Annotated in this window: 23 protein-coding genes and 2 pseudogenes; 13 read left to right on the top strand and 12 right to left on the bottom strand. The window is 65.8% G+C overall.

Annotated elements, in window-relative coordinates:
• Positions 1 to 75: 75 nt before the first annotated feature.
• Positions 76 to 1,167 carry a YeiH family protein gene (locus MF609_RS11920; protein ID WP_242416532.1) on the bottom strand — a complete coding sequence of 364 codons (1,092 nt, stop codon included), beginning with the start codon at positions 1,165 to 1,167 and terminating at the stop codon, positions 76 to 78.
• 109 nt (positions 1,168 to 1,276) lie between these two features.
• Here MF609_RS11920 and MF609_RS11915 point away from each other — a divergent pair, with 109 nt between their 5' ends.
• On the top strand, positions 1,277 to 2,218 hold the full coding sequence (locus MF609_RS11915) for a LysR family transcriptional regulator (RefSeq protein WP_242416600.1): 942 nt from the start codon (positions 1,277 to 1,279) through the stop codon (positions 2,216 to 2,218).
• A gap of 326 nt (positions 2,219 to 2,544) precedes the next feature.
• Positions 2,545 to 3,018, top strand: a pseudogene (locus MF609_RS20165) (membrane-bound PQQ-dependent dehydrogenase, glucose/quinate/shikimate family); the annotation flags it as partial.
• A gap of 308 nt (positions 3,019 to 3,326) precedes the next feature.
• Here MF609_RS20165 and MF609_RS11905 read toward each other — a convergent pair.
• The 3 genes from MF609_RS11905 to MF609_RS11895 all read right to left on the bottom strand — a co-directional run bounded on the left by MF609_RS11905 (position 3,327) and on the right by MF609_RS11895 (position 5,956).
• A complete protein-coding gene (locus tag MF609_RS11905; protein WP_242416530.1) occupies positions 3,327 to 3,512 on the bottom strand; it encodes a ComEA family DNA-binding protein in 186 nt (61 codons plus the stop codon).
• Positions 3,513 to 3,651: 139 nt separating this feature from the next.
• On the bottom strand, positions 3,652 to 5,448 hold the full coding sequence (locus tag MF609_RS11900; RefSeq protein WP_242416529.1) for an SLC13 family permease: 1,797 nt from the start codon (positions 5,446 to 5,448) through the stop codon (positions 3,652 to 3,654).
• Between the two features lie 196 nt (positions 5,449 to 5,644).
• On the bottom strand, positions 5,645 to 5,956 hold the full coding sequence (locus MF609_RS11895) for an ArsR/SmtB family transcription factor (RefSeq protein WP_242416528.1): 312 nt from the start codon (positions 5,954 to 5,956) through the stop codon (positions 5,645 to 5,647).
• A 629-nt stretch (positions 5,957 to 6,585) separates the two neighbouring features.
• Here MF609_RS11895 and MF609_RS11890 point away from each other — a divergent pair.
• The 6 genes from MF609_RS11890 to MF609_RS11865 all read left to right on the top strand — a co-directional run bounded on the left by MF609_RS11890 (position 6,586) and on the right by MF609_RS11865 (position 10,916).
• On the top strand, positions 6,586 to 6,855 hold the full coding sequence (locus MF609_RS11890; RefSeq protein ID WP_242416527.1) for a hypothetical protein: 270 nt from the start codon (positions 6,586 to 6,588) through the stop codon (positions 6,853 to 6,855).
• Between the two features lie 207 nt (positions 6,856 to 7,062).
• Entirely contained in the window at positions 7,063 to 7,818 is a 756-nt protein-coding gene (locus MF609_RS11885) for a hypothetical protein (RefSeq protein WP_242416526.1), read from the top strand.
• Positions 7,815 to 8,708, top strand: coding sequence for a DNA polymerase III subunit epsilon (locus tag MF609_RS11880; protein ID WP_242416525.1), 894 nt, complete (start codon positions 7,815 to 7,817; stop codon positions 8,706 to 8,708). Before MF609_RS11885 ends, MF609_RS11880 begins: the two co-directional genes overlap by 4 nt.
• A gap of 33 nt (positions 8,709 to 8,741) precedes the next feature.
• A complete protein-coding gene (locus MF609_RS11875; RefSeq protein WP_242416524.1) occupies positions 8,742 to 9,455 on the top strand; it encodes a hypothetical protein in 714 nt (237 codons plus the stop codon).
• A gap of 272 nt (positions 9,456 to 9,727) precedes the next feature.
• A complete protein-coding gene (gene rnk / locus MF609_RS11870; RefSeq protein WP_277991199.1) occupies positions 9,728 to 10,138 on the top strand; it encodes a nucleoside diphosphate kinase regulator in 411 nt (136 codons plus the stop codon).
• Positions 10,139 to 10,430: 292 nt separating this feature from the next.
• Positions 10,431 to 10,916 (top strand): hypothetical protein, encoded by a 486-nt coding sequence (locus MF609_RS11865; protein ID WP_242416522.1) that lies wholly within the window; start codon positions 10,431 to 10,433, stop codon positions 10,914 to 10,916.
• A gap of 74 nt (positions 10,917 to 10,990) precedes the next feature.
• Here the strand turns inward: MF609_RS11865 and MF609_RS11860 are convergent, their stop codons facing one another.
• The 5 genes from MF609_RS11860 to MF609_RS11840 all read right to left on the bottom strand — a co-directional run bounded on the left by MF609_RS11860 (position 10,991) and on the right by MF609_RS11840 (position 14,727).
• Complete coding sequence (locus MF609_RS11860) at positions 10,991 to 11,968, bottom strand: TerC family protein (RefSeq protein ID WP_242416521.1); 978 nt, start codon at positions 11,966 to 11,968, stop codon at positions 10,991 to 10,993.
• A 93-nt stretch (positions 11,969 to 12,061) separates the two neighbouring features.
• Entirely contained in the window at positions 12,062 to 12,505 is a 444-nt protein-coding gene (locus tag MF609_RS11855; RefSeq protein ID WP_242416520.1) for a hypothetical protein, read from the bottom strand.
• A gap of 62 nt (positions 12,506 to 12,567) precedes the next feature.
• Positions 12,568 to 12,741, bottom strand: a complete 174-nt coding sequence (locus MF609_RS11850) for a hypothetical protein (protein ID WP_242416519.1) — start codon at positions 12,739 to 12,741, stop codon at positions 12,568 to 12,570.
• 706 nt (positions 12,742 to 13,447) lie between these two features.
• Positions 13,448 to 14,401 (bottom strand): cation diffusion facilitator family transporter, encoded by a 954-nt coding sequence (locus tag MF609_RS11845; protein ID WP_242416518.1) that lies wholly within the window; start codon positions 14,399 to 14,401, stop codon positions 13,448 to 13,450.
• Positions 14,398 to 14,727 carry a hypothetical protein gene (locus tag MF609_RS11840; protein WP_242416517.1) on the bottom strand — a complete coding sequence of 110 codons (330 nt, stop codon included), beginning with the start codon at positions 14,725 to 14,727 and terminating at the stop codon, positions 14,398 to 14,400. Before MF609_RS11840 ends, MF609_RS11845 begins: the two co-directional genes overlap by 4 nt.
• A 44-nt stretch (positions 14,728 to 14,771) precedes the next feature.
• On the opposite strand from MF609_RS11840, the gene MF609_RS11835 reads away from it, so the two are divergent.
• Positions 14,772 to 15,125 carry a hypothetical protein gene (locus MF609_RS11835; RefSeq protein ID WP_242416516.1) on the top strand — a complete coding sequence of 118 codons (354 nt, stop codon included), beginning with the start codon at positions 14,772 to 14,774 and terminating at the stop codon, positions 15,123 to 15,125.
• A gap of 91 nt (positions 15,126 to 15,216) precedes the next feature.
• On the opposite strand, the gene MF609_RS11830 is transcribed toward MF609_RS11835, so the two are convergent.
• Positions 15,217 to 16,815, bottom strand: a complete 1,599-nt coding sequence (locus MF609_RS11830) for an FMN-binding glutamate synthase family protein (RefSeq protein ID WP_242416515.1) — start codon at positions 16,813 to 16,815, stop codon at positions 15,217 to 15,219.
• A gap of 736 nt (positions 16,816 to 17,551) precedes the next feature.
• Here MF609_RS11830 and MF609_RS11825 point away from each other — a divergent pair.
• Positions 17,552 to 17,980: an META domain-containing protein gene (locus tag MF609_RS11825; protein WP_242416514.1), complete on the top strand. Its 429-nt coding sequence runs from the start codon at positions 17,552 to 17,554 to the stop codon at positions 17,978 to 17,980.
• Positions 17,981 to 18,293: 313 nt separating this feature from the next.
• Here the strand turns inward: MF609_RS11825 and MF609_RS11820 are convergent, their stop codons facing one another.
• On the bottom strand, positions 18,294 to 18,431 hold the full coding sequence (locus tag MF609_RS11820; RefSeq protein WP_242416513.1) for a hypothetical protein: 138 nt from the start codon (positions 18,429 to 18,431) through the stop codon (positions 18,294 to 18,296).
• A gap of 93 nt (positions 18,432 to 18,524) precedes the next feature.
• Between MF609_RS11820 and MF609_RS11815 the strand changes: the two genes are divergently transcribed.
• Positions 18,525 to 20,909: an ATP-binding protein gene (locus MF609_RS11815; RefSeq protein WP_242416512.1), complete on the top strand. Its 2,385-nt coding sequence runs from the start codon at positions 18,525 to 18,527 to the stop codon at positions 20,907 to 20,909.
• Positions 20,910 to 20,924: 15 nt separating this feature from the next.
• Here the strand turns inward: MF609_RS11815 and MF609_RS11810 are convergent, their stop codons facing one another.
• Positions 20,925 to 21,911: a DNA cytosine methyltransferase gene (locus tag MF609_RS11810; RefSeq protein WP_242416511.1), complete on the bottom strand. Its 987-nt coding sequence runs from the start codon at positions 21,909 to 21,911 to the stop codon at positions 20,925 to 20,927.
• 44 nt (positions 21,912 to 21,955) lie between these two features.
• Between MF609_RS11810 and MF609_RS11805 the strand changes: the two genes are divergently transcribed.
• Positions 21,956 to 22,315 carry a hypothetical protein gene (locus tag MF609_RS11805; RefSeq protein ID WP_242416510.1) on the top strand — a complete coding sequence of 120 codons (360 nt, stop codon included), beginning with the start codon at positions 21,956 to 21,958 and terminating at the stop codon, positions 22,313 to 22,315.
• Positions 22,316 to 22,346: 31 nt separating this feature from the next.
• Positions 22,347 to 23,120: pseudogene (locus MF609_RS11800) on the top strand (IS3 family transposase); the annotation flags it as partial.
• Positions 23,121 to 23,352 lie beyond the last annotated feature (232 nt).

Below are 23,352 nucleotides of genomic sequence, written 5' to 3'. Positions count from 1 at the left end.
CGTGGCTGCGGCCCCGTGTCGACGTCCACGTAGGAGATGCCTTACTCGGTCATCCGCTTTGCGCGGGACCGACCTTCAGGGGATGTGCAACATGGCCAGCAAGGTCAGGCTGACGCCGCCGAGGCCCAGCAGCGACAGGATGACGGCTGCCGTGACCCGACCGCCCGCCTTGGCGACGGTGCGGACATCCACGCCCAGTCCCAACGCCGCCATCGATATCACGGTCAGCAGAGTAGCGACGCGGCCGATCGGTGCGATCGCAGCGCTCGGTACCAGCCCCATCGACCGACATGCGACCATCACGATAAAGCCGACGATGAACCACGGAACCAGATGGGCGAGGTCGAACTTCTTCGCTGGAGCGGTGCCTGCCGTGATTTCTCCGGCGGGCGGCTCCTGCGGTGCAAGGCGCGGCGCGATCAGCGACAGGACGAGGCAGACCGGCCCCAGCATCAGCACCCGGACGAGTTTGACCAGCGTTCCCATCTGCACCGCCGCAACTCCCAGTGGCGAGGCGGCCGCGATCACCTGCGGCACCGCATATACGGTCAGTCCGGCCAGCGCCCCGAAAGCGATGCCGCTCATGCCGAGCGCGATCCCGAGCAGCGGCAGCCCCAGCACCACGAAGACCCCCAGCACGGCGGTAAACGCGATGGAGGCGGCGACGTCATCGCTATCGGCTCCGATCACCGGCGCGACCGCGGCGATGGCCGAGTTGCCACAGATCGAGTTGCCGCATGCGACCAGCAGCGCCATCCGCGTCGGCAGGCCGAGCAGGCGGCCGATGGCGAAGCTCAACAGGATCGCGCTAGCCACCACGCCGGCGATCCCGACGAGTAATGGCACACCAGCGGCCAGAATGGTGGTGGCGCTGACGGAAGCCCCGAGCAGGACGACCGCGACTTCCAGCAGATATCTGGCGCTGAACGTGATGCCGTCGTGCCATTTGTCGCCAGGCGTCCACAGGCTGCGGATCGCCGTGCCGATCAGGATGGCGAGCACCAGCGCCTCGAGCCATGCCTTGCCCGCCAAAGCGCGCTCGCCCGACTCTAAAGCATATGCGGCACCGGTCACCGCCAGGCACAGGCCAATCCCCGGCATGAGGCCGAACATTCTTCCGGACGGGCCGGTGGTTGGGGCGGTGCGGGGATGGGCAGCGATGGTCACGGCAATGTTCCTTCCGCCGCAACATCTATGGTGCTACCATCGATCGTTCCAACGCACCTTTGTTGTTGTTCCGATCGCCAAGCATGATCGATCTGTGTACGAGGTCGACATGACGCTGGAACAGCTTCGCATCTTCGTTGCCGTGGCCGAGCGCGAGCATATGACCGCGGCCGCGCGCGCTCTGAACGTCACCCAGTCGGCGGCTTCTGCGGCTATTGCCACGCTGGAGGAGAGGCATGGGATCAAGCTGTTCCATCGGGTCGGGCGCGGTATCGCGCTGACCGAGGCCGGGCGGCTGTTCCTGGCCGAGGCGCGCGGCGTCCTCTCGCGGGCGGAAGCGGCCGAGACGGTGCTGCGCGATCTCGGCGGGCTGGCGCGGGGCACGCTTCGCGTCGTCGCCAGCCAGACGATCGCGGCCTATTGGCTGCCGCCTTTTCTCGCTGCCTTCCATGCGCGCCATCCCGCGATTGATATCGATCTGGCGATCGGCAACAGCGAACACGCAGCCGCGCGCGTGCACGACGGCGCGGCGGACCTGGGGATCATCGAAGGGCAAATCGACGATCCCGCGCTGGCACACTGGCCGATCGGTGAGGATCTCCTGCTGCTGGTGGGCGCCAGGCCGTTCGGAAAGTTGGCGATCGACGCTGCCTGGCTGCGCAATGCGCGCTGGGTGCTGCGCGAACCGGGGTCCGGCACGCGCTCGACCTTCGACAGCCATCTGCGTCGCCTGGGCGTCGATCCGGCTACGCTCGACGTGGCACTAACCATGCCCTCCAACGAGAGCGTCCGCACGGCTGTCGAGGCGGGGGCCGGCGTCGCCGTCCTGTCGGCGCTGGTGGTCGAGCCGGCGATCACGGCCGGCGCGCTGCATGTCGCCCCAATAGCTTTCGAGCCTCGCCCCTTCTTCGGACTGCGACACAAGGAACGATACCGCACGAAGGCCGGGGACGCGCTGCTGGACGTGATCGGGGCATGGGAGCACCGACGCTCCCGCTGCATGTTGAGAGCTGCGAGCGCTGGCGGGAGAAGAGACAGCGGGCAGAGCTGAGGCTTAGTGCTTCCTGAGCTGCCACAGGAATGGATGTCTGAAGTCTGGAAGCTATCAAGATTGGGCGAATGACTGGTTCTGGATCATTCGCGGTCCGCAGCTACCGGTCGACTTCCAACGTGGTTCCTGACGTTCAGCTCGAAGCAGCACGTTCCCGAAATCGGACGTTTCGGCAACTCGCAGCAGTCCCGTTTCTCTATCGCCGACGGACCATTTCGGGAGAACGCGATCGGGAACTGGTTTCGGGAAAGCGGCCCGTCCCGGAGCCATCGGAAGACCATTCCTGCCGCGGCCATCCCGCTACACCTTCCTGATCAGGACGGCAGGTGCCGATCATAGGCCATCCCGCGTTCGACGGCGTGACCGACTGGGGTGGCGCGGCGGTCGATCCGGTACGGGGCGTCATGACGGTCAACGCGATGGAGATGCCGTTCAAGTTGTGGTTGATGCGCCGTGACGATCCTCGCGTGGCGTCGATGATGAAGCGGAAGCAGGGCGGCGAGAACGCGATGCAGGCGCAGCTCCAGACCCAGTACAACACGCCCTTCGTCGCGGTGGTGAAGGCATGGGTCGGCATCTTCGGTGCTCCCTGCGTCGCTTCTCCCTGGGGCCACCTGACGGCGGTCGACCTGAAGACCAGGCGCGTCCTGTGGAAGAAGGTCCTGGGCACCGCGCGCGATACGGGGCTGTTCGGATCGCATCTGGGCGTGCCGATCAAGACCGGCGTTCCCAATCTCGGCGGGTCGATCATCACCGCCGGCGGCCTCGCGTTCATCGGCGCGACGACCGATCAGTATCTGCGCGCGTACGACCTCGATATGGGCGAGGTGGTGTGGAAGGCGCGGCTGCCCGCCGGCGCAGGCGACGTCGATGACCTATCGCGGGCGCGACGGGCGGCAGTACGTCGTGATCACCGCGGGCGGGCATGGCGCGCTGGGCACGCGATACGGGGACTATACGCTTGCCTTCGCGCTGCCGAAACGCTGAGCACGAACCGATGGCCCTTGCCATCGGACGGCGGCGGCGCGAGGTACCGGATGACGGAAGGCGGAGGATGCTCCGCCACCGCCGGAGAACCTGAACGGATCGTTCGAGCCCGCGCAAGCGATCAACCGGTCGTGACGCTCGTCTCCGCTCCGTCCCACTTGCCGGCGAGGCCGGGCACTTCTTCGAGTTGCGGTACGTCGTCGAAGCGACCCCGTTCCTCCCGATAACGCACTATCTCGAAGCCATGTCCGGCCAGCTGGGGCACTTCGTCCAGTTCAGCGGCCGTGGAGGTGTTGAGATCGATCATGCGATGCTCCTTTCAGAATGCCTGAACCAACGTCGGGTCGTTCCGTGCCCCGATCGCTCCCGACGGCCGACGGTAGCGCCCGTCGGACCACCGATGGCCGGATCGAGGGTCGGGAGCGCGTTGCGGCGCTGCGGCTCGCTCACTGCAGTGGCCAGAACAGAAGTATGAGAGGGGTTCCCACCGCGAGCACGAGAAGGGAGAGCGGTGCGCCGAGCCTGGCGTAGTCGCCGAAGCGATAGCCTCCTGGACCGAGGACCAGCGTGTTGCACTGGTGTCCGATGGGCGTCAGGAAGTCGCAACCGGCGCCGATGGCGGTCGCCATCAGGAATGCTTCGGGGCGGTGGCCGAGATCGCCGGCGAACTGGGCGGCGATGGGCGCCATCACCAGCACGGTCGCCGCATTGTTGAGGAACGGCGTGACCGCCATCGCAGCCGCGAGGATCAGGGCCACCGCGCCCCAGGCGGGGAGCGTGGTGGCGACCTGCGCCAGCGCCGTCGCGATCAGATCGGATGCACCGGTCGTCCGCAATGTGTCCGACACCGGGATCAGGGCGCCGAGCATGATCAGGATCGGCCATTCGACGTTGTCGTAGGCTTCGCGCGGACTGATCGCACCAGTCGCCATGACCAGACCGGCCGCGGCGAAGAAGGCAACCGCGACGGGCACCCATCCCAGCGCGGTCGACAGCATCGCGGCGGCGAGGATCGGGATCGGCAGCCAAGTCGCCCGTTTCGACCCCAGGCGAAGTTCGCGTTCGGCCAGCGGAAGACAGCCGAGCTCTCGCAGCTTCTCGGGCATCGTTTCCAGAACGCCCTGGAGTACGATCACGTCGCCGGCCCGGAGCGTGGTGTTCGCCAGACGCCGCGAGAGACGCTCCCCGCGTCGGGATATCGCGACCAGGTTGACGCCGAAGCGGTGCTGTAGGCGCAGTCGACCAGCGGACTGACCCTCAAGTCGGGAGTCGAGGTTGACGACCGCCTCGATCACGCCGACCTCGGCGGTCGTACCACCGTTCTCCTTCTCGCGGCGCTCCTTCGCCTTCTCGCGCTCCTCCCCTTCGTACGCCAGACGATCACCGGCGATGACGCGTTCGAGCGCATCGGGTTCGCCGCCGAGGATGAGCGTGTCGGCCTCGCGCAGCACCGTCTCCGCCACCGGTGCGCTGCGCAGGCCGCCGCGCAGCATCTGGGTGATGGTCACCTCGTTCTCATGCCGGTCGAGGAACGCCTGCACCGTCTCCCCGATCGCGGGGGAGCCGGTCGGCAGGACGACCTCGGTCACGTATCCGCGAATGTCGAGCGCCTCGCCCATCGTCGGCGCGGCGCGTCGGTCGCGCGGGATCAGGCGATAGGCGAAGCGCAGATAGATCAGTCCCATGACGAACAGCCCGACGCCGACGGGCGTATAGTCGAACATGCCGAACGGCTCGCCGGTCATCTCCTCGCGCACGCGGCTGACGATGATGTTCGGAGACGTGCCGATCAGGGTCATGAGACCGCCGAGGAGGGCGGCGAACGACATCGGCATCAGGAAGACGGACGGACTGGCGTCGTTCTTCCTCGCCATCTGGAACGACGCCGGCATCAGCATGGCGAGCGCCCCGATGTTCTTAACGAGCGCGCTGGCGATGCCGACCGACGTGATGAGCACGACGAGTTGCGATCGTACGCGCGTGACCCGTCGTCCTACGACCCGGAGGCCACGCTCGATCACGCCCGATCGCTGCACCGCCGCCGATATGACGAGCGCCGAGCCGACGATGACGACGATGTCGTCGGAGAAGCCCTTGAAGGCGTCCTCCGGACGGACAATGCCGAGCGCAAGGGCGGCCAGCAGAGCGAGGATCGCCGTCACGTCGTAGCGGAAGCGGCCCCAGAGGAACAGCGCCATCATGCCGACGAGCGTGGCGATCGAGAGGAGTTGGGGCGTGGTCATGCTTCCACCAGAACACGCGAGAGGCCCATCGATGTCCTGCGGTGAACGGACAGGTGTCGATTATCCGATCGACCGCCGTAGACGTCCGCCGGAGCCCGTCCCCTCCATTCCGAGGATCCGGGTTCGATCGCGGCTGGAGTGGATGAACTCCGGCGGACCCGTGAAACGGACCTCGACGACGTCCTGCCTTGCCGGATCAGGTCGATCCGGTTTTCCCCGTCCCGTTCCCGCGAGCGGCAAGAGCGGTCAGGTGGTTCCCGAGACCGATCAGGGCGTTCCGGTGGATGACGTAGACCACCGATCTGCCACTCTTCCGGGACGTCACGAGGGTCGCCTTGGACAGCACCGCCAGATGCGCGCTCATGAGGTTGCGCGGAACGCCGACGAGGTCGGCGAGATCGCTGGAGGCCATGCCGTCCGAACCGGCCTGCGCCAACGTGGTCAGAACGCGCAGTCGGATCGACTGACCCAGCGCGGAGAGCATCTTCAGGGCATCCGGTTCCTTCATGCATCACATGTAGGACGACCTGCGGGCTACGCCAAACGATAATTCATATTCCGTTGATCCAATTGGCTCTGAACCGCCGGTCGATCGGGACGTCTGGAGTACGCTGCGATCTTCCGGGTTCGGCTCCCACCGGATCGCCTTCTTCAAGGCGGCCCCGTCGCTGACGGTACCTCCAGGGAGTTTCCCCCGCGCGACCGCGCGGCGGGATCCACGGGGGGTCTGATCCGTGCCCGGACCAGGTCGGTCCTCATGGACCAAGGGGTGCTCGGGGTGCGGGACGAATGGCGAGGCCGTAGGGGATGCGCGCGGAATGCTACGGTGTCCGCGCCGTCGACCGATCGGTGCGGCGCCAGGCGGGGGAGAGGCCGGGACCGGGTGCTGGTGACATCCTCATGCTGTGCAACCAACGGGTCCTGCTCGATCGCCGTGATCGCCTGCTGGCCCGATGGGGGGCGTCGGATCGGTCGGGATCGCGGATGACGTCGATGTCGCCCCGGGGTGACACGTACGTCACCCTTAACAGAACAACGTATCCCGTGTTCTCCGCGGACGCTCGTGTGGGAGGCCGCCTCCGCTTCGAGGCGCGACGTGCAGCCGACGATTCGGTCTCGCCCTTCCGGGTGCGGAGCATGGACCGCTTCGACGCAAGGGGTTCGAACGGCGCGCCGCCGGCTGCGGCACGACCCGGCGTCGAAGCTGGTCGGCGCACCGACCGTGTCCGACCCGATGACGCGGGCAACGAAGCGACCGTGCGTCCGGGACGCGACCGCGTCGGGCTTCGCGAGAACCGCGAGGCGGGCGATCATCAGCGTCCTGATGACCGAGAGGGGTTCGCGAGGTCGCTCGAAGCCGTGCCGGCCCGCCACCTGCGCGCGACCTCGACAGCACCGGCCGGCTGACCGGCTGCCTCGGCGCGGACACCGCCCCCGTCGCATAGGCTTCGTCCGATCGGCGGATGCATGCCGCACCGCGCGTCACCGGAAGTTACTATTCAAAAATAAATGATGCAAAATACATTGCACTATTGTTAATCATGTCTATGTTGGTGCTTGTCCGGTGCAGCCGCCGACCGGGCGACGACGGACCGGCGCGGCAGGAGAGATGCTATGCGGATGGACTTCATCGGGACGTGCGGCTCGACCGAATGCGGCGTGACGGCGCCGCGACCCTACGAGGATCCGCTCGAACGCGACCTCGCGAGCGACGAGATCGTGCACACGACCAGGCGTGCGCTCGTACGGCTGGCGCTGGTCGCGGCGGAGAGCGCCTCCAGGTTCGCCCGCGACGGCGTGGACGGTGATCCCGTGGCATGGATGCTGGCCCCCAGACGCCTCTTCGACGGAAGGACGCCGCTGGAGGCGTGCCTGGACCGCGACGATTGCCTTCGCGCGGTCCTGCTCCATGGTCTGGCGCTGGGTACGGACGCGGACCCGGGAGCGCTGGACGATCTCATGGCCGAGGACGAGGATGACATGGACGAGAATGACGAAGTCCTCGCACCTCACGACGATCGTGGCGCGCCGGACGTGGGGCAGGGGGACTGCGGCTCCGGTTCCGCGGGCGCTCGGCCGCGTCTGTGGACCTCCTACGTCGTGAGCGGTTCGGAAACGAGCTCGTTGCATGCCTTCGACGCGATCGTCGCCGTGGACAGGAGCGAAGCGGAGACGCGGATCCGGCGCCGGCACGGACGCCTCGCTCCTGCGGACGTGGAGATCGTGGAAGGGTTCGATGCCTGCCGGCCGCTGGTGGAGGCGCTCGTATCGCCCGCGCTGACCGACATGCTCGAGCAGGTGGCTCGCGATCCGTCCTCGGTGCTGGCCAAGGGTCTGTCGATCTCGATCCAGCAGCGGTTCGTACAGTGAGCAAGGTCACGGCGTTCGGGTCGACGTCGGCTGAGACGCTGGCGATGCTTCTCGAGCGCCATCCGGACTACCGCGTCCAGCGACGTCTGCGTCCCATCTCGCGCTACGGCGGTTCGCCGTCGCGCGACGGGGGTTGCGTCTCCGGCTGCGCGGTCCGCGTCGGGACCACGGGTTCCGATCATCTTCAACATGCGTTGAGCGAACTCTCGATGCAGTGCTTCCGGGCGGACGCGTCGGGCCGGATCACCCACGCGGGTCCTGCCTTCAGCTGGCTCGGGGATACCGGAGAGCACGTGCCTGGGATCGGAAAGCGTACCTGTCATGACGAGTTCGCCGTCGCCGGACGTCGGATCTGCGAAGCGGAGGCGACGAGCCTGATCCTGGATGCCGACTTCGTCGTGGCGCATGATGCCGGCTTCGATCGTCCCTTCGTCGAGAAGCGGCTGCCGCTCGCCGCCGGGCGACCGTGGATCTGCAGCATGCGCGACGTCGATTGGGGCGCGTTCGGCTTCGACGGGACTGGTCTCCGCGGCCTGTTGGCGCAGATGGGCTGGTTCTACGGGACTTCCAACGCGGACGCCGACGTCTCGGCGCTCCTGCGTCTGCTGGATCACGCCCCGGAGACCGGTCCGACGGTCCTCGCGCGGGCGATCGCCACGGCGGCCAGTCCCGGGTGGATCGTCGAGGCGCACCATGCCCCGCTCGGGGCGGGGGACCTCTTGAGGACGCGCGGATACCGTTGGGACGCGACGCGGCGGCGATGGTGGACCGAGGTGCCGACGGAAGCCTTCGACGAAGAGGTCGAATGGGCCTCCCTCAACGTCTACGCCGGAAGGGGCAGGCCGAATTTCCGCAGGACGGACTGGACGTGCCGCTACGCCGCCGACTGACGGCGGGCCATCGACCGCAGCGAGGAGAACCCCGTGATCGAGGATGCCGATCCGTCCGACGACGCCGCCTACCTTCTCCACTTGCGCCCGATGCGAAAGTCCGCCGAGGTCGCGATCGTGCGCGTTCGTGCCGGCTGCGACGAGGGCTTCGCCACGCAGGACGTCTGGAGCCATCCGTTCACCGATCGGGAGGTCGCCAGAACGGTCTACAGGAGACTGTTCTCGCGGCGGCGGCATCTTCGTTGGTGGGGGCGGATGGCGGATCTGCTCGGCGCGCGGTTTCTAGACGGCGTACTCGACGCGGAGATCCTAGCGGCGTCCGACGGCCCCCGTATGGCCGAGCGATCGAGCGCGCCGCGGCGCGCGGGAACGTCGAGGCGCCCTCCCGGAGCGGACGTCGTACGGATGCGGCTCGTCGTGAAGGACGGAATGGGGCGCATCGAGGCCAGACGGGCTGGTCGGCGGTTCATGGTCCTCGGCGCGCGTTCCGTCGAGGAGGCGGTCCGGATCTGGGACTGGGTTCGGTGGCAGGAGCGCGAGTACCGCGGCTGGGCCGAACTGGTGGATCGGGACGGACCGTTCGCAGTCGCGACCCGGATCATGGCGAGCGTGCTGGCGGCCGAACGAGCCGCGCACGAAGCGGGTCGGGTGGCCGACCCCATGCGACCGTTGCGCTTCTGGCGGTCGGAGCACGGTCGCTACGACGTCGGCCCGGCAGGAGACGGTCCGGACGAGGTCTCCGGATGAGGCGGCACGTATTCGACGCCCGTTCCCCGCCGGATGGAGCACCGGACGTCGGCGGGAGGGGCGGGACGCGATGCGTTTGACACGCGGGCGCGCGAGAGACATCATGCCAAGAATGCAGCCTCGCGTGCGCCATCTCCGACGCCGTCTCCATGCGGGACAACTTCTCGCGGGCGACTAGCCCCGGGCTCTCCTACGGCATGTCCCGAAGAGCTCGGGGCCCGATACGTCGATGAACGTCGCCGCCCTTGGAGGCGGATGCCCAGGAGATCACCATGAATGCAACGAGAGCGGCGGCCACACGGCCCCAGATACACATGATCGAGGAAGAGGCGGACAAGCTCTCCGACCTGGCGCTCGGGAACGAGCACCGCTCCCCCCAGGTCAGCATGCTCCTGCTTCGCGAGACCGCCCGAGCGAAGCTCCACCCGGCCGCGAGCATCCCTTCGGACGTCGTGACCATGGACGCGCTCGTCGAATTCGTGGACGAGGGAAGCGGCGCGCAGCGGACCGTGAAGCTCGTCTACCCGTCCGAAGCAGACATCTCCGCCGGTCGGATCTCCATCCTCACGCCCGTCGGCGCGGGCCTGATCGGTCTGCGCGAGGGACAGTCCATCCTCTGGCCGGACAGGGAGGGGAACGAGCGTCGACTGGTCATCGTGAAGGTACGGCAGAAGTCGGCCTGATCCGGACGATCCGCTTCGTACCGAGCAGGGTGGGCGTCGTCGACCTCGCGCCGGACCGGCGCGCGTCGCCGGTCCACGTTCCCCTCCGGCGCGGCGCATCCGATGCGGACGGAGGTTCGCCAATGGACGAACTCGACACCGCGCCTGAACGATCCCGTCCCGTTCTGATCGGCCAAGTCCGCGATGCGAGACGGGGCCGACGTGCCGACGACGTCTGCCGATGCCTGCGGACGTCGTTGAGCGCCTTTCGTCGAGAACACGACCAGGAGGGCTGCGGGCGCTGACCAGGGACGTGATCGAGACCTCCCGGCGCTGGGCTATGATCTGCGTCGCCGGGCTGGGTGCTGCGTGCATGGGGATATCGACGTTCTTCGTCATCGATTCCCCCCCCCCGACCGCGCTCGCCGAAGGCGTCTACGTCAGTCGATGCTGCGGTTCCATCACGTTCGAAGCAGATCGACTGGTGATGGGCGGCCGATCGGTGCCCTACCGGCTCACCACCGACAACGGCGGGCTTGCCGCTGTTCCATCCTTCTACGTCGGCGTGTCGGACGGCACGCGACTCGTCGTCGATCCGTCGCGGAACGCCATGAAGATGCGCTTCGATCGCAAGGATGCTCCCGTCCGGTCGGTGCTCGTCCGAGACGCCGACGCATCGCGGACCTTCTTGTTCTCGCGACGGACTGCCGATCGAGCGCTTCTTCGTCCCGCTTCGATTCCTGCGTCGGCGGCGATCGTTCGTAGCGAACGGACGATCGCCGCTTCGATCGAGGACTGATGTCGGGCATGCGGACTCGGCGGAATGCCTGCCGCCAGCCATCGATGCGCCGTGCGGTCGTCATCGTCACCGGTTCACCGGATCCGTCCGGCTTCCCGCGTCCTCCAGAGGGACCACGTCACGCCGATGGCGAGTATCGCCACCGTGATGCCGAGGGAGGTGACTGGGGGAAACTTCTCCATGCCGAACAGATCCGCAACGAAGACCTTCGATCCGATGAAGACGAGCAGCGCCGCAAGAGCGTACTTGAGGTAGGCGAAGCGATCGACCATCGCCGCGAGAGCGAAGTAGAGCGCACGCAGGCCGAGGATGGCGAAGATGTTCGACGTGTAGACGACGAACGGATCGGTCGTGATGGCGAAGATCGCCGGCACGGAGTCCACGGCGAAGATCACGTCGGCGCACTCGATCATGACGAGCGCCAGCAGCAGCGGCGTCGCCACCCGCCGCATCCGGCCGCTCGCTGCATCCCGCCGTTTGATCCAGAATCGATCGCCGTGCAGCCGATCGGTGACGGGCAGGCGGCTTCGCACCCAACGGAGCACGTGCGAGTTCGCGACGTCCTCTTCGCCTTCCGCCGAACGCCACATCTTGACGCCGGTGAACATCAGGAAGGCCGCGAAGACGTAGAGGACCCATTCGAACCGGTCGACCAGCGCCGTTCCGAACCCGATCATGAACGCGCGGAGCACGATCACGCCGAGGATGCCCCAGAACAGCACGCGATGCTGGTGGATGCGCGGGATGGCGAAGTAGCCGAAGATCATCGCGATGACGAACACGTTGTCCATCGCCAGGCTCTTCTCGATCACGAAGCCGGTCACGTAGTCCAGACCGGCGGCCGGGCCGACGTACCACCAGATCCAGCCGCCGAAGGCCAGACCCAGCGTGATGTAACCCGCGGACAGGACGAGGCTTTCGCGTACGCCGATCTCGCGTTGCTTGCGGTGCAGGACCCCGAGGTCCAGGACGAGCAGAGCCGCGACGACGCCGAGGAACGTCAGCCACATCCATATCGGGGTGCCCAGGAACAGTCCCGAGAGCATTTCCATGAAGCGTCCTTCCAGGACGGGTTCGCAAAGTGTCGGGCGGTGGGTCGCAACGACCTCGGATCTTCGCCGACGACGGTCCGAGGTCGAATTCGGCTACCGCGCGGGCGAGGGCGGGCCGGACCGGTCCAGTTCGGCTATGAGTACGGGTCGATCGGCAGCGGCCGCCGCCTGTACGTGGCGGTCGGTCGATCCGATGCGCTTGCCCGCCTCCCCTTCGATGACGGCGCGGCTGCTGCCGCACCATCCGGGTCGGCTTCCGTCGACGATGCCCCTCCGAACGAAGCTGCGGGAAAGCATCGTGCCTGCGTCGAGCGTAGCGACCCGATCGACGATCAGGTCCGCCGACCAGGAGCAACGCAGGGTCGAGGGGCGTCCGCCGGGTGCGACCGCTCCCAGCTGTCGGTAGCGGATCGAAGGCGTGGCACGGTATTCGACGCGCGCCGAACCTGCTGCGGCATGCCGTATGGTGACGACGTGCTGCGGAGCGGTTCCGGCCGCGAGGGCGACGATGGTCGCGAAGGTAGCCAGTAGCGGCATTGCGGTTTCCGATCTGTATCAGGGGATGGTCGAAGCGACGCGAGGCGTCATGCCGGCCGACGTCAGGCCGGGGAGGGCGTCATGACGAGGCCGCGAAGACGGTTCTTCACGCGTTGGCGCAGCCGGCGCATCCGGAACAGGTCCAGCGGATCCGGAACCCGCCGGTCTGCTTCGGCACGGATGTGTTCATTTAGCCGCTGGTGGAGCCGGGTCATCCTGTAGAAGTCGGTATGCACTGCCTCTCTCCGTCGAAGAACATGGAGATCGGGTCGAAGACGACGGGAGGCAGGAGGCCAGGCCACGATCGAGATCAACCCGATGCGGTCCGACATCACGATCTCGTGAGACGAGATCGTCAGAGGGGCCCGGCCCGCACGACGGATCTAGGGTGTTTCGGACGGCGCTTCAATATCCATTCGGCGAAATTCCCGATCGACGATTGACCGGCTGGGACCATACTCTACATTCAGCCCCATGATCGGATGCGAGACCTTCAGCCGCTTCCGCCTGCACGCGGGCCAACTCGCCGCACGTCCGTAGCCCGGACCCGACGGCCGAGTCCGTCCGGTTCGGGAACAGGCCGACTTGTCGAAGCGGACGCCGAGGGTGTTCGCCAGCGGATGCCAGCGGGAACGATCATGCAGAACCATCAGGACGGGGGGCGTCGTGCGTCGCCGGACGATAATCACGAAGGGGAAGTTCGGAAGGGTTGGAGGGACGGTTTCGGCGTCGTGGATCCCACCACGGCGTCGCTGATCCTCCTTATCGGCGTTCCGGTGCTCTCGTACTGCATCCTCACCTCCGGGTGAGCGATGTTCGGCCGGGACGGACGACGCTTCGACCAGCGTCCGTCCTCGACGCGGGTCTTCTCCTGGAACCCGGTTCCATCGGACCCCTTGCCATGAGACCGTTGCTCCCATGGGCATGTTCCCGGACGGCCGTTCAGGTGCTTCGGACGTGCGGCACCGGAACGGCTTCCGCCCCCTGGCCGGTTTCGGGGACGAAGCTGACCTGCGCCAATCTCCATGCTCGATCCGGGTCGCCGCGCCACGCCTCGTCGCGGGAAGGGACGCGGTCCGGGATCGGACCCATCACTTCGGCATGGATGTAGCGACCGGTGGCGCGTAGGCGGACGGTGCAGCCGGGACACAGTTCGGCCAGTCCCTCGCGCAGCCGCCGCGCGTCCTCTGCGAGTTCGGTCCGTCCCAGGCGGCGCGGGGTGCCGTCGACCAGTTCGGCCGTCGCGACGCGCACCGACGTGATGCCGTCCTTCAGGATGCTGACGGAGATCAGTGCGCCGGCAGCCGCGTCCGTCCACCAGTAGCCCAAGCCCACCCCCATCACGCCGGCGACCCCGGTCACGCCCGTCATCCAGTCCGCCTTCTGCATCATGGCGTCCGTGTTGAGCACCTCGTCCTGCAGCCTGCGAGCGATCGGCAACTTGAGCCTGCCGAGTATCACCGGAGGCACGATCGAGTACAGCAGGCCGGCGATCATGACCCAGCCCTGCCAGACGTCGAACCCGATGATCCGGACCGGCGGCATCGTTGGGTGCTCCCCAGAAGCGAGCGAAGCGGCGGAATCGGATATGAGGACCGCACCGACGCCGCAGAGGGCGACCGCCGCTATCAATGACGAGAGGCTTTGTACCCGGTCGAAGCCGAATGGAAACGCCGTGGTCGGCCTACGGCCTTCGAAGCGTAGGGCGACGAGGAACGCCACCGCGGGAACGAGGCTCAGGACGTCCTCGACGAGCGCCGTCTTCATCGCCTGACTGGAACCCATCGCCAGCCACATGATCGCGATGATGCTCGTCATCCAGCCTATCGTCCACCATTCGAGACGACGGGCCGTGGCGATCTGCCGCAGCACGTGTTCCGGCGGATCGCGGTTCAACGGTTCGCTCCTTCGAGAATGGGCGCATGGCGATGGACGAGGGCGATCCAGCCGTTCTCTCCGTTCCGTACCGCCGCCGCCAATGGAAGTGCCTCCCGGTCGTTCTTCCTCCTCCTGGAATCTGGAAGCAGCGTCACCCGCTTCTGCCACGGGGTCTCGGCCGCGAAGCGGCCGACGACGATGTCGAGTCCGCCCTTCTCCAGCTTCGGCAGAAGCAGTTCGGCCGATCCCGTCATGATGAGGGGCCTGCCGTCCGTTTCGCTGGCGATCGAGGCGAGGAAGCGGCGTTGTCGCGGCTCAGGTCGTTGATCGTCGGACGCGATCACGCCCGCACGTAGCACCTTCGAAACCCTGAACCACCTTCCGCGGCATGACCGAACGCATCGCTCGACGTTTGCAGCCCGTGTTCCGCATCATCATGCATCATCAGACCGAGGCATCGATGTTCGAAGGCGCGCTCATGTGGGCAGATATCGCGATCGTTCTCGGTGCCGCCAATACCGTGGTGATCGAGAAGTGGGGAACCATCGTGTCGGGCAGCCGTCCGTCTGCAGCTTCGACGTCGAGCGCAAGCCGGCCTTCGCGGTCGGCGCGATCGGGCCCATTCGGCGTCGTCGTGCTCTACATCGGGGGATGGACGAACCGCGATCTGTATGCGGAGGCGGCGACGGAACCATCCGCGAGGGCAGGAGGGTGTTCCACCATATGTCCCAGATCACGATGACGGCGGCCGTCATGACACTGGGAGCCGTGGAGACTCCGGAGGGTTTGCATTGCCCCGTCCCGGAGGCCGCATCTCCCGATGGTTAGCGTGATCACGCCGCCAGATCGAAGCTTTCCGCGCGAGCGAGGGCCCATGCGGTGCTGTAGAAGTCACGGTCGTTGGAGGCGTCGAGCAGTTCTCCGTCCTCAAGGAACATGTGGAGCTGCGAGAACAATCGGATCTCGGTAAGGGACACGCGTCTCACGAGGTGATGGGCATCGAGCTGCGATGGGTGATCCAGCCCGGCGGCGGCAGTCATCTCGGCCAGCGCCCGCATGGTGTTGCGATGGAAGTTGAAGACCCTTTCCGCCTTGTCGGGCACGACCAGGGCGCGTTGACGCATCGGATCCTGCGTAGCGACGCCGACGGGACACCGGTTCGTGTGGCACGAGAGGGACTGGATGCAGCCGAGCGCGAACATGTATCCACGCCCCGCATTGGTCCAGTCCGCGCCGAGGGCGAGAACGGCCGCGATGTCGAACGCGCTCACGATCTTGCCCGCTGCTCCCACCTTGATCCGACTTCTGAGACCGGCGCCCACGAGGGTGTTGTGGACGAAGAGCAGACTTTCGCGCATCGGCATGCCCAGATTGTCGGCAAATTCGACCGGTGCGGCACCGGTTCCCCCCTCGGCACCGTCGACGACGATGAAGTCGGGCAGGATCCCGGTCTCCCGCATGGCCTTCACCATGCCCATGAACTCCCACGGCTGGCCGATGCAGAGTTTCAGACCCACGGGCTTGCCCTTCGCCAGACGACGCAGATCCGCGACGAAGCGCATCAGCTCGATGGGCGTCGAGAACTCGCTGTGTCGGGCCGGCGAGATGCAGTCCTGCCCCGCCGGAACGCCGCGTGTCGCGGCGATCTCGGACGTGACCTTCTCCCCGGGCAGGATGCCGCCGTGCCCAGGCTTCGCGCCCTGGCTCAGCTTGACTTCGATCATCTTGATCTGCGGATCGGCGGCCTGTTCCGCGAAGCGAGCCGGATCGAACCTTCCTTCCGCCGTCCGGCAGCCGAAGTAGCCGCTGCCGATCTCCCAGATGAGGTCGCCGCCATGCTCCCGGTGGTAGGGGCTGATGCCGCCTTCTCCCGTATCGTGAGCGAAGCCGCCCATGCGCGCACCCTTGTTGAGGGCCCGGATGGCGTTCGCGCTCAGCGACCCGAAGCTCATCGCCGATATGTTGAAGATGGAAGCGAGATACGGCGGGGAACCGTCGTGGCCGCCGATCGGGATGCGGAAGGTGGCGGGATCGGCGAGTGGCGCCGGTCGGGTCGAATGTCCGATGAACTCGTACCCGTTGCGGTAGACGTCGACGAGGGTGCCGAATGCCCTGTCGCTGCTTTCGTTCTTCGCACGTGCGTAGACGAGCGAGCGTTGCGCACGCGAGAACGGCGTCTTGTCGTTGTCGTCCTCGATCAGGTACTGGCGGATCTCCGGTCGGATCTCCTCGAAGACCCATCGAAGACGACCGATGATCGGGTAGTTTCGGCGTACGGAATGGAGTGGCTGGGCGAGATCGTAGAGCCCGGCGAGCGAGAGCGCCGAGCCGGCGACGAAAACGGGGATGGCCCAGGCAGCGGGCAGATAGACCGCGGCCACGACGGTGGCGACGAGGCATGCCCCGAGCGCCGTGAAGCGAGTTAGGAACAAGAGGGAGCTCCGATGGAGGCTCGACGGACTCCTGGTGCGTCGATGCGATTGCCGGAATGGCAGTGATGCGATTGCCGGAATGGCAGTGATGCGATTGCCGGAAAGGCAGTTCGGCATCGGACGCGGCGACCGATGCCCCTAGACCGCTGGACGGTCTAGAGGTGCAGGCGTGCGGTGCTGCTCCCCGCGGGAACGGAGGGTGGCAGGGAAGAGGATCCCGTGTGCATGGATTACTTGATGCGCGCATCCGCGATCACTTTCAAGGGTTCCCACCTCTTGAAGCGGAGACGAAGGAGGGTCCATGCGCGACCAGCCATGCCTTCGTTCCCCGCGTCGCGGGACAGGGCAGGGCCTCCGGAACCGTCATCAGCGGGCAAAGCCGCAAGCCGCAAAGCCGCAGGCCGCAAGCCGACGTCGCGAAAGGCGTGGACGGTCGCTTCGCATATTGAGCCTCGCGGCAGGAAGGCCGCGACCTTTCCTTCTTGCGCAGCGTATCGCTCCCGATTGCGATCGGCTCGCCATCGAGCTCGTCGGCACAATCCGCAATCCGCAATCCGCAATCCGCGATCGGGGAGGCTAAGGCGGCGACGCCCGGACCTCGAACAAGGCGAACCTGCCGATCGATGCTTCGGACTGAAAGATCGCCGACGAAAAGGCGTACCGCCATCAAGCATCTGTACAGGTCCGGAAGTGCAACGGGGAGGTACTGCCGTAGGGTTTGCGAGGAAGGAAGATCATGTCAACGAAGCTGAAGTTGCTGACGGCAGGTGCGACCGCGTTGCTCGCGTCGGCCTGTGCGACGACCGCGGCGACCTCCCCGGTTTCGACCGGCGGCGCGAGCCGACTGACGGGTCGCGAATGGGTCGTCGAGGACATTGCGGGGAGTGGGATCGTCGACGACTCGCATGCGACGCTGGTGTTCGCATCCGATGGCGGCTTTTCGGGATCCGCGACGTGCAATCGCATGACCGGCACCCATCGTGTCGAGGGATCGAGACTGACGATCGGCACGATCGGTCTCACCCGTATGGCGTGCCCGCCCGCCCTGATGGAACAGGAGGGCCGCCTGATCGATCTGCTCGGGAAGGTGGAGAGCTATGCCATCGACGATACGGGTGGGCTCACCCTCCGTTCCGCGAGCGGCGCCACGATAACCGCGCGCTGAGAACAGGACCGCAGCGCCTTCGACCGAGTCCGGGAACGCGGTCGGCACGGAGCCGTTCGAGAGATTTGGTGACGGGCGCCTTCCCGGTGCATGGATCGAGACCGCCTCGAGCGTCTTATGTTCGTTCATGGGTTCCCGGCCTCGGCCGTTCGCTTCCTTCGGGGATTTGGAAGCGGGACGGGTCCATCGGGACGGGCCGAATCAACCGGGACGGGATCCGAGCTGCCGCCTCGCCGCGTCGGAGCCGCCCACTCCTCCGACGGACCCCGTTCCGGTCCACGTTCGGAACGGATATGCCGATGCTTTATGCCGCCTACAGTCTGGACAGGTCGAGACCCTCCATCACCTCCGCCTCGGTCCGCTCCGTCACGTGCCGACCCAACTCGGCGCCCGCGCGCAGTACGTCCATGATCGTGTCGGGATATCCCACCCAGAATGGTTCATTCATCATACGCAGCGCTGAGACGTTTTCTTCGATGAGCCCGACCTCCCCCTTCCGGCGAGTGACCCATGCGGTTAGTCTCGGCTTCGAGAGGGAGCATCCATGTCCAACGTCACGTCCCGTCCGCCGCAGTTCACTGTCGTCATCATGGGACGCCTGCTCAACAACCTCGGGATCAACATGTATGGTTCGCTGGGGAAGTGCCTGGTCGAATTCGCAGCGAATGCCTACGACGGAGACGCCACCACGCTGGACATCGACCTTGACGTCGACGGCATCCAGCGCGCCCGGCAGGAGGTCCGGGCGGCAGCGAAGAAACATCATGCGGACGAACTGCGCGCATTGACCGAGCGTCGTGCCGAAGAGGAGAGGATCGCAGCCGAGGCGGGGGCGGTCCTGCCGCCGGAGGCGGAGAAGCCGGTCATGAGCTTCGTCGAGGATCCGCTGCCGGATCTGACGGTGGTCATCCGGGACAACGGCCACGGAATGCTTCCTGACGAGGTCCAGAACAAGTTTCTGCCGATCAACCGTGACCGACGATCCGATCACAACGCGAACGGGCTGCGTACCGAAGCCGGCAAGCGCTACGTGATGGGACGCAAGGGCATCGGCAAGCTGTCCGGCTTTGGCGCTGCCCTCAACATGTCCGTGCGGACTAAACGAAAGGGCGAGACGTTCGCGACGACGTTCGACCTTCGTCAGGACGATCTGCTGAACGCCGCCGACTTGAACAAGGTGCCGATCGACGCGGTGTATGAGGAGGGTCTGCCGCTTGAGGATAGCGGTACGACGATCACGCTGAGCGGCCTGAAGTGCGACTCCATGAAGTTCTCGAAGGAGCAGCTGGAGGACGCCCTGGCCAACGCGTTCTACCCTGTCCGGCCCAGCCAGTTCGCGATCAGGATCAACGGAGATCCGATCGCCAGGCGGACGGGTGACGTCGTGTACGTCTGGCCTGAACATCTGGCACGCAAGGAGGATGGTCCGATCCTGAACGCGCTGGCCGAGGATGGTCCCGACGAAGCCGCGGAGTTCGATGACGATGAAGCTGCTGTCGGAGATCCCTCAACGGAACCATCGCCGGATGTGGTGCTGCCCGGGCGTGTCGACGACGTCGAGCCGATGGCGGAGGACGAGGTCGGCGACGACGACATCGGCCGGCTAAAGTTCCGCTACGTCGTCAAGTTCAAGAGCAAGAGCCTCGAAGCCGCGAAACGCGGTGCGCGCATCTACTGCAACAATCGGCTCGCATTCGGCCCCAGCCTGCTCGACATGAAGACGGGCATGCACAACTTCATGGCGCACCAGTACATGGAGTGCATCATCGAGGCCGATGAACTGGATCGCCAGAACGTCGACCTCATCAGCACCGATCGTGGTGATCTGCTGCGGGACAACGAGCTCGTCGACGCCTTCGTCAAGCGCGTAACGGAACTGATGGAGCAGGCCATCAAGGACAACGGCGGTGTGAAGGAGAAGAAGGCGGGTGAGTTCATCAAGAACGCTCCCGAGATGGAGGAGATCAGGCGCAGGCTCAAGCAGCTTCCGGCTACTCAGCGTGCGGCCGGACGCAAGGTGATGAAGGTGATGATCGCCAGGTACGGTGGGCCATCCGAGGAGTTCCAGCTGGTGGCGCCGCTTGTCATGGAGTCGATGGGGGCGGGCGAGGTGCTGGTGAACCTGGTCGAGATCGCGCGCAGTCCCAAGGACATGGAACAGGTGCTCAGGGAGCTCCAAGCCCTCCGCAAGGTCGAAGAGGGCGATGCGCTCAAGATCTACAGGGGGCGCCGGAACGGCATCGTCGCCGTCGACAAGCTGACGCGAGAAGGCGAGGAGAATTGGCGCTCCGGTCCTCGCAATGAAGCGAGGCTCCACCAGCTTCTCAAGGACAATCCGTGGATCATCCATCCCGAACTGTCGAGCTACGTCAACAGCGACGACGACTTCGACAAGGTACTGAAGGCACTGTCCGTTGAGCTGCGGATCGATGCTAGTGCCAAACCAGCGACCGACGAGGAAAAGGAACGGGATGCGACGCGCCCGGATCTCGTGTTCGTTCTGGGGGACGGACGGTCACGGCCTGATACCGTCCTCATCGTCGAACTGAAATCCACCGACATCCCACTGGATATCGCTCACCTCGAACAGCTCAGGCGCTATATGCGCAAGGTGGATGAATGGCTGAGAATGGAGTTCACTGGGCGCGGATACGAGCCTCGGGTACGTGGCGTGCTGATCGGGGCCATGCCCGCTACGAATACGACCGCAGAGGGGTCAAAGGACCTTCTGAGCAGAATCAGGGAGGATGGACCCGGGGCTGCCTGGGAGGTGATAGGCCTTCGCGATCTCGTCAGCCGCTCGGAAGCCATCCACAAGGAGATGATAGGCGCCCTGCTCCAGCACGAGAAGGCGAATCCCCCCGAGGTGGAGGATGAGGATGACGCCGATGACGATGACGTCATCGGCCTCGAGGACGCAGCCGAATAGTCTGGTCGCGCCGGATCAGGCAGCCGCGCGGAAGCCCTGTGCGCGTATCGCCTCGACTACGGCGCGGCATACCGCTTCGGCAAGCGGGACTGGAACGCCGTTGCCGATCTGTCTCGCCACCGGATAGGGCCTGCCGACGAAGCTCCAATCGTCCGGCACGCCCTGCAGCCGGGCTCCCTCTCTCAACGACAGGGTGCGGTCCTCGGTGGGATGCAGATAGCGGCCCTTCGACGGGTTCTGAAACGTGCAGCGAAGGGTGTTGGCCGGCTTGTCGGGATCGATGCGCCCCCAGACGTCGGTCGCCTGACACCCGACCTTGATCCATGACGGAGGACACAGGTGCGGGGCCTTCCGCATGATGTCGCGCTTGTCGCCCTTCGGCGGCACCAGCGCTATGCGGTCTGCGGCGATGCCCTTCGCGGTTGGCCAGACGTGCATCGAATCATCTTCGGCGATCGGCATCGCCAACACCTGGCCAGCGGTACGATGCACCGCATCCGATGGTTCGGGACGCGAGATCGCGCCGATCCTGCTGGCGATCGTGAACGAGCGACGACGGAACTGGGCAGCCCCATGATCGGTGGCCTCCAGCTCCCAGGCATCGACCGAATAGCCCTGCAGTTCGAAAGCTGTCTTCAGTTCGGCCCATCTGGTCGAGCGAAGGAAGGGCGGAACGTTCTCCACGATCACGACGGACGCTCCCGTCCGCTCCGCCCATGCTGGAACGGCGAGCGCCAGCGAGTTCCGCTCGTCCAACGGATCCTGCCGTCCTAGCGTCGAGAAGCCCTGGCAGGGGGGGCCTGCCAGCAACACATCGATCTTGGGCAGATCGCGAGGCTCGTCGACCGACCCCACGACGCCCACCGGGGCGACGTTGCGATTGTAGCTGGCGATAGCGTCCTTCGACAGATCGATCGCGAAGGCGGGGGTCATTCCGGCGCGGACGGCCCCTGCGCTGAAGAGCCCGGCGCCGCTGAACATGTCTGCAAAAGCGATCTGCATAATCACATAGCTTTTAATGCGGATATGCGATATATGCAAGCGTCATGGACCATCAATCGCTGTTGAAGGATCTCGCGAAGCGGCTGGAGACCCCGGGTCTTCCCTCTCAGGTGGAGATCGGCAGAGGTGCGCGCGTGGATCAGCCCTTGGTGTCGCGCGCGCGCAAGGGGCAGCTGATCCGTTACACCGACCGGGTGAAACGTCTGGACGAATATGTGACTATGCGAGTGGCGATGCTCCCGCATCCGCCTTCGACCCGAACGCGAGGCCGACGCAACGCCGGCGCTGCGGTGGACCGCGAAGTCATGGACCGCTGTCGCGACTTCCTTGCGGGCGGAGGAGATCCGAACCTTCTGCTCGATCAGTTGGCCCTTCTGCGGAGGGCAGTGTCTTCGACCAAGTGATGCCAACGATCCCTAGCCGTCACGGCGACACGCAGATGACGAGGAGGCGCTGACGGACGACATCGTCGCGCTGGCCAGGCAGTACGGGCGCTACGGCTATCGCCGGGTGACGGCATTGCTGCATGCGGCCGGCTGGTCGGTGAACCACAAACGGGTGGAGCGGATCTGGCGGCGCGAAGGGCTGAAGGTGCCCCAGCGTCAGCCAAAACGCGGTCGGCTGTAATTGAACGATGGCTCGTGTATTCGGCTGCGACCGGAGTATCCTGGGCATGTCTGGGCGTATGACTTTGTCGAGGCGAGGACGCACGACGGGCGTAAGTTCCGCATCCTCACGATCATCGACGAGGCCAGCCGCGAGTGCCTGGCGCTGGTGGTCGCCCGGCAGCTCCGCCACGAAGATGTGCTGGCGGCCCTGGCCGAGCTGTTCATTGACCGGGGTCCGCCTGCACATATCAGATCGGACAACGGCAGCGAGTTCATCGCCACCGCCGTCCAGAAATGGCTTGGGCAGATCGGCGTGACGACGCTCTACATCACGCCAGGCTCGCCATGGGAAAACGGCTACAACGAGAGCTTCAACGGGTCGCTTCGCGACGAACTGCTCAATGGTGAGATCTTCTGCAGCCTCGCGGAGGCCAGGGTGCTGATCGAGGCGTGGCGGCGCCACTACAACACTGTCCGGCCGCATAGCAGCCTGGGCTACCGACCGCCGGCCCCGCAAACGGCAACACCGCCATTACCGGCCTCCGGTTCCGCTTCGCTCCACCTACGCCCGGCAATGGCGGCCGAGACAACAATGCACTAACGACAAACCCGGACCACCCGGTGGGGGCTGCTCATCCATCCTTCTGGACGCCCCGAGAAGGATTGTTTTAATCCGGTAGGTGCTTGTGTCACGACGGCAGGAGGTTTGGCTATTAGGCATCGTAGACCGGGTTCCTTTGGCATGTCGACATCATACCGATAGGCTGCTTGTTCACGACCTAGCATTTCCTTGATGCCTTCGAACCCGGTCGCGGCGGGGGCGAGCCACGGCT

This window comes from Sphingomonas panni (assembly GCF_022664435.1).
Lineage (GTDB): Bacteria > Pseudomonadota > Alphaproteobacteria > Sphingomonadales > Sphingomonadaceae > Sphingomonas > Sphingomonas panni.
Note: the sequence above shows the minus strand (reverse complement) of the source record. Positions and strands in the feature narration are given on the sequence as shown.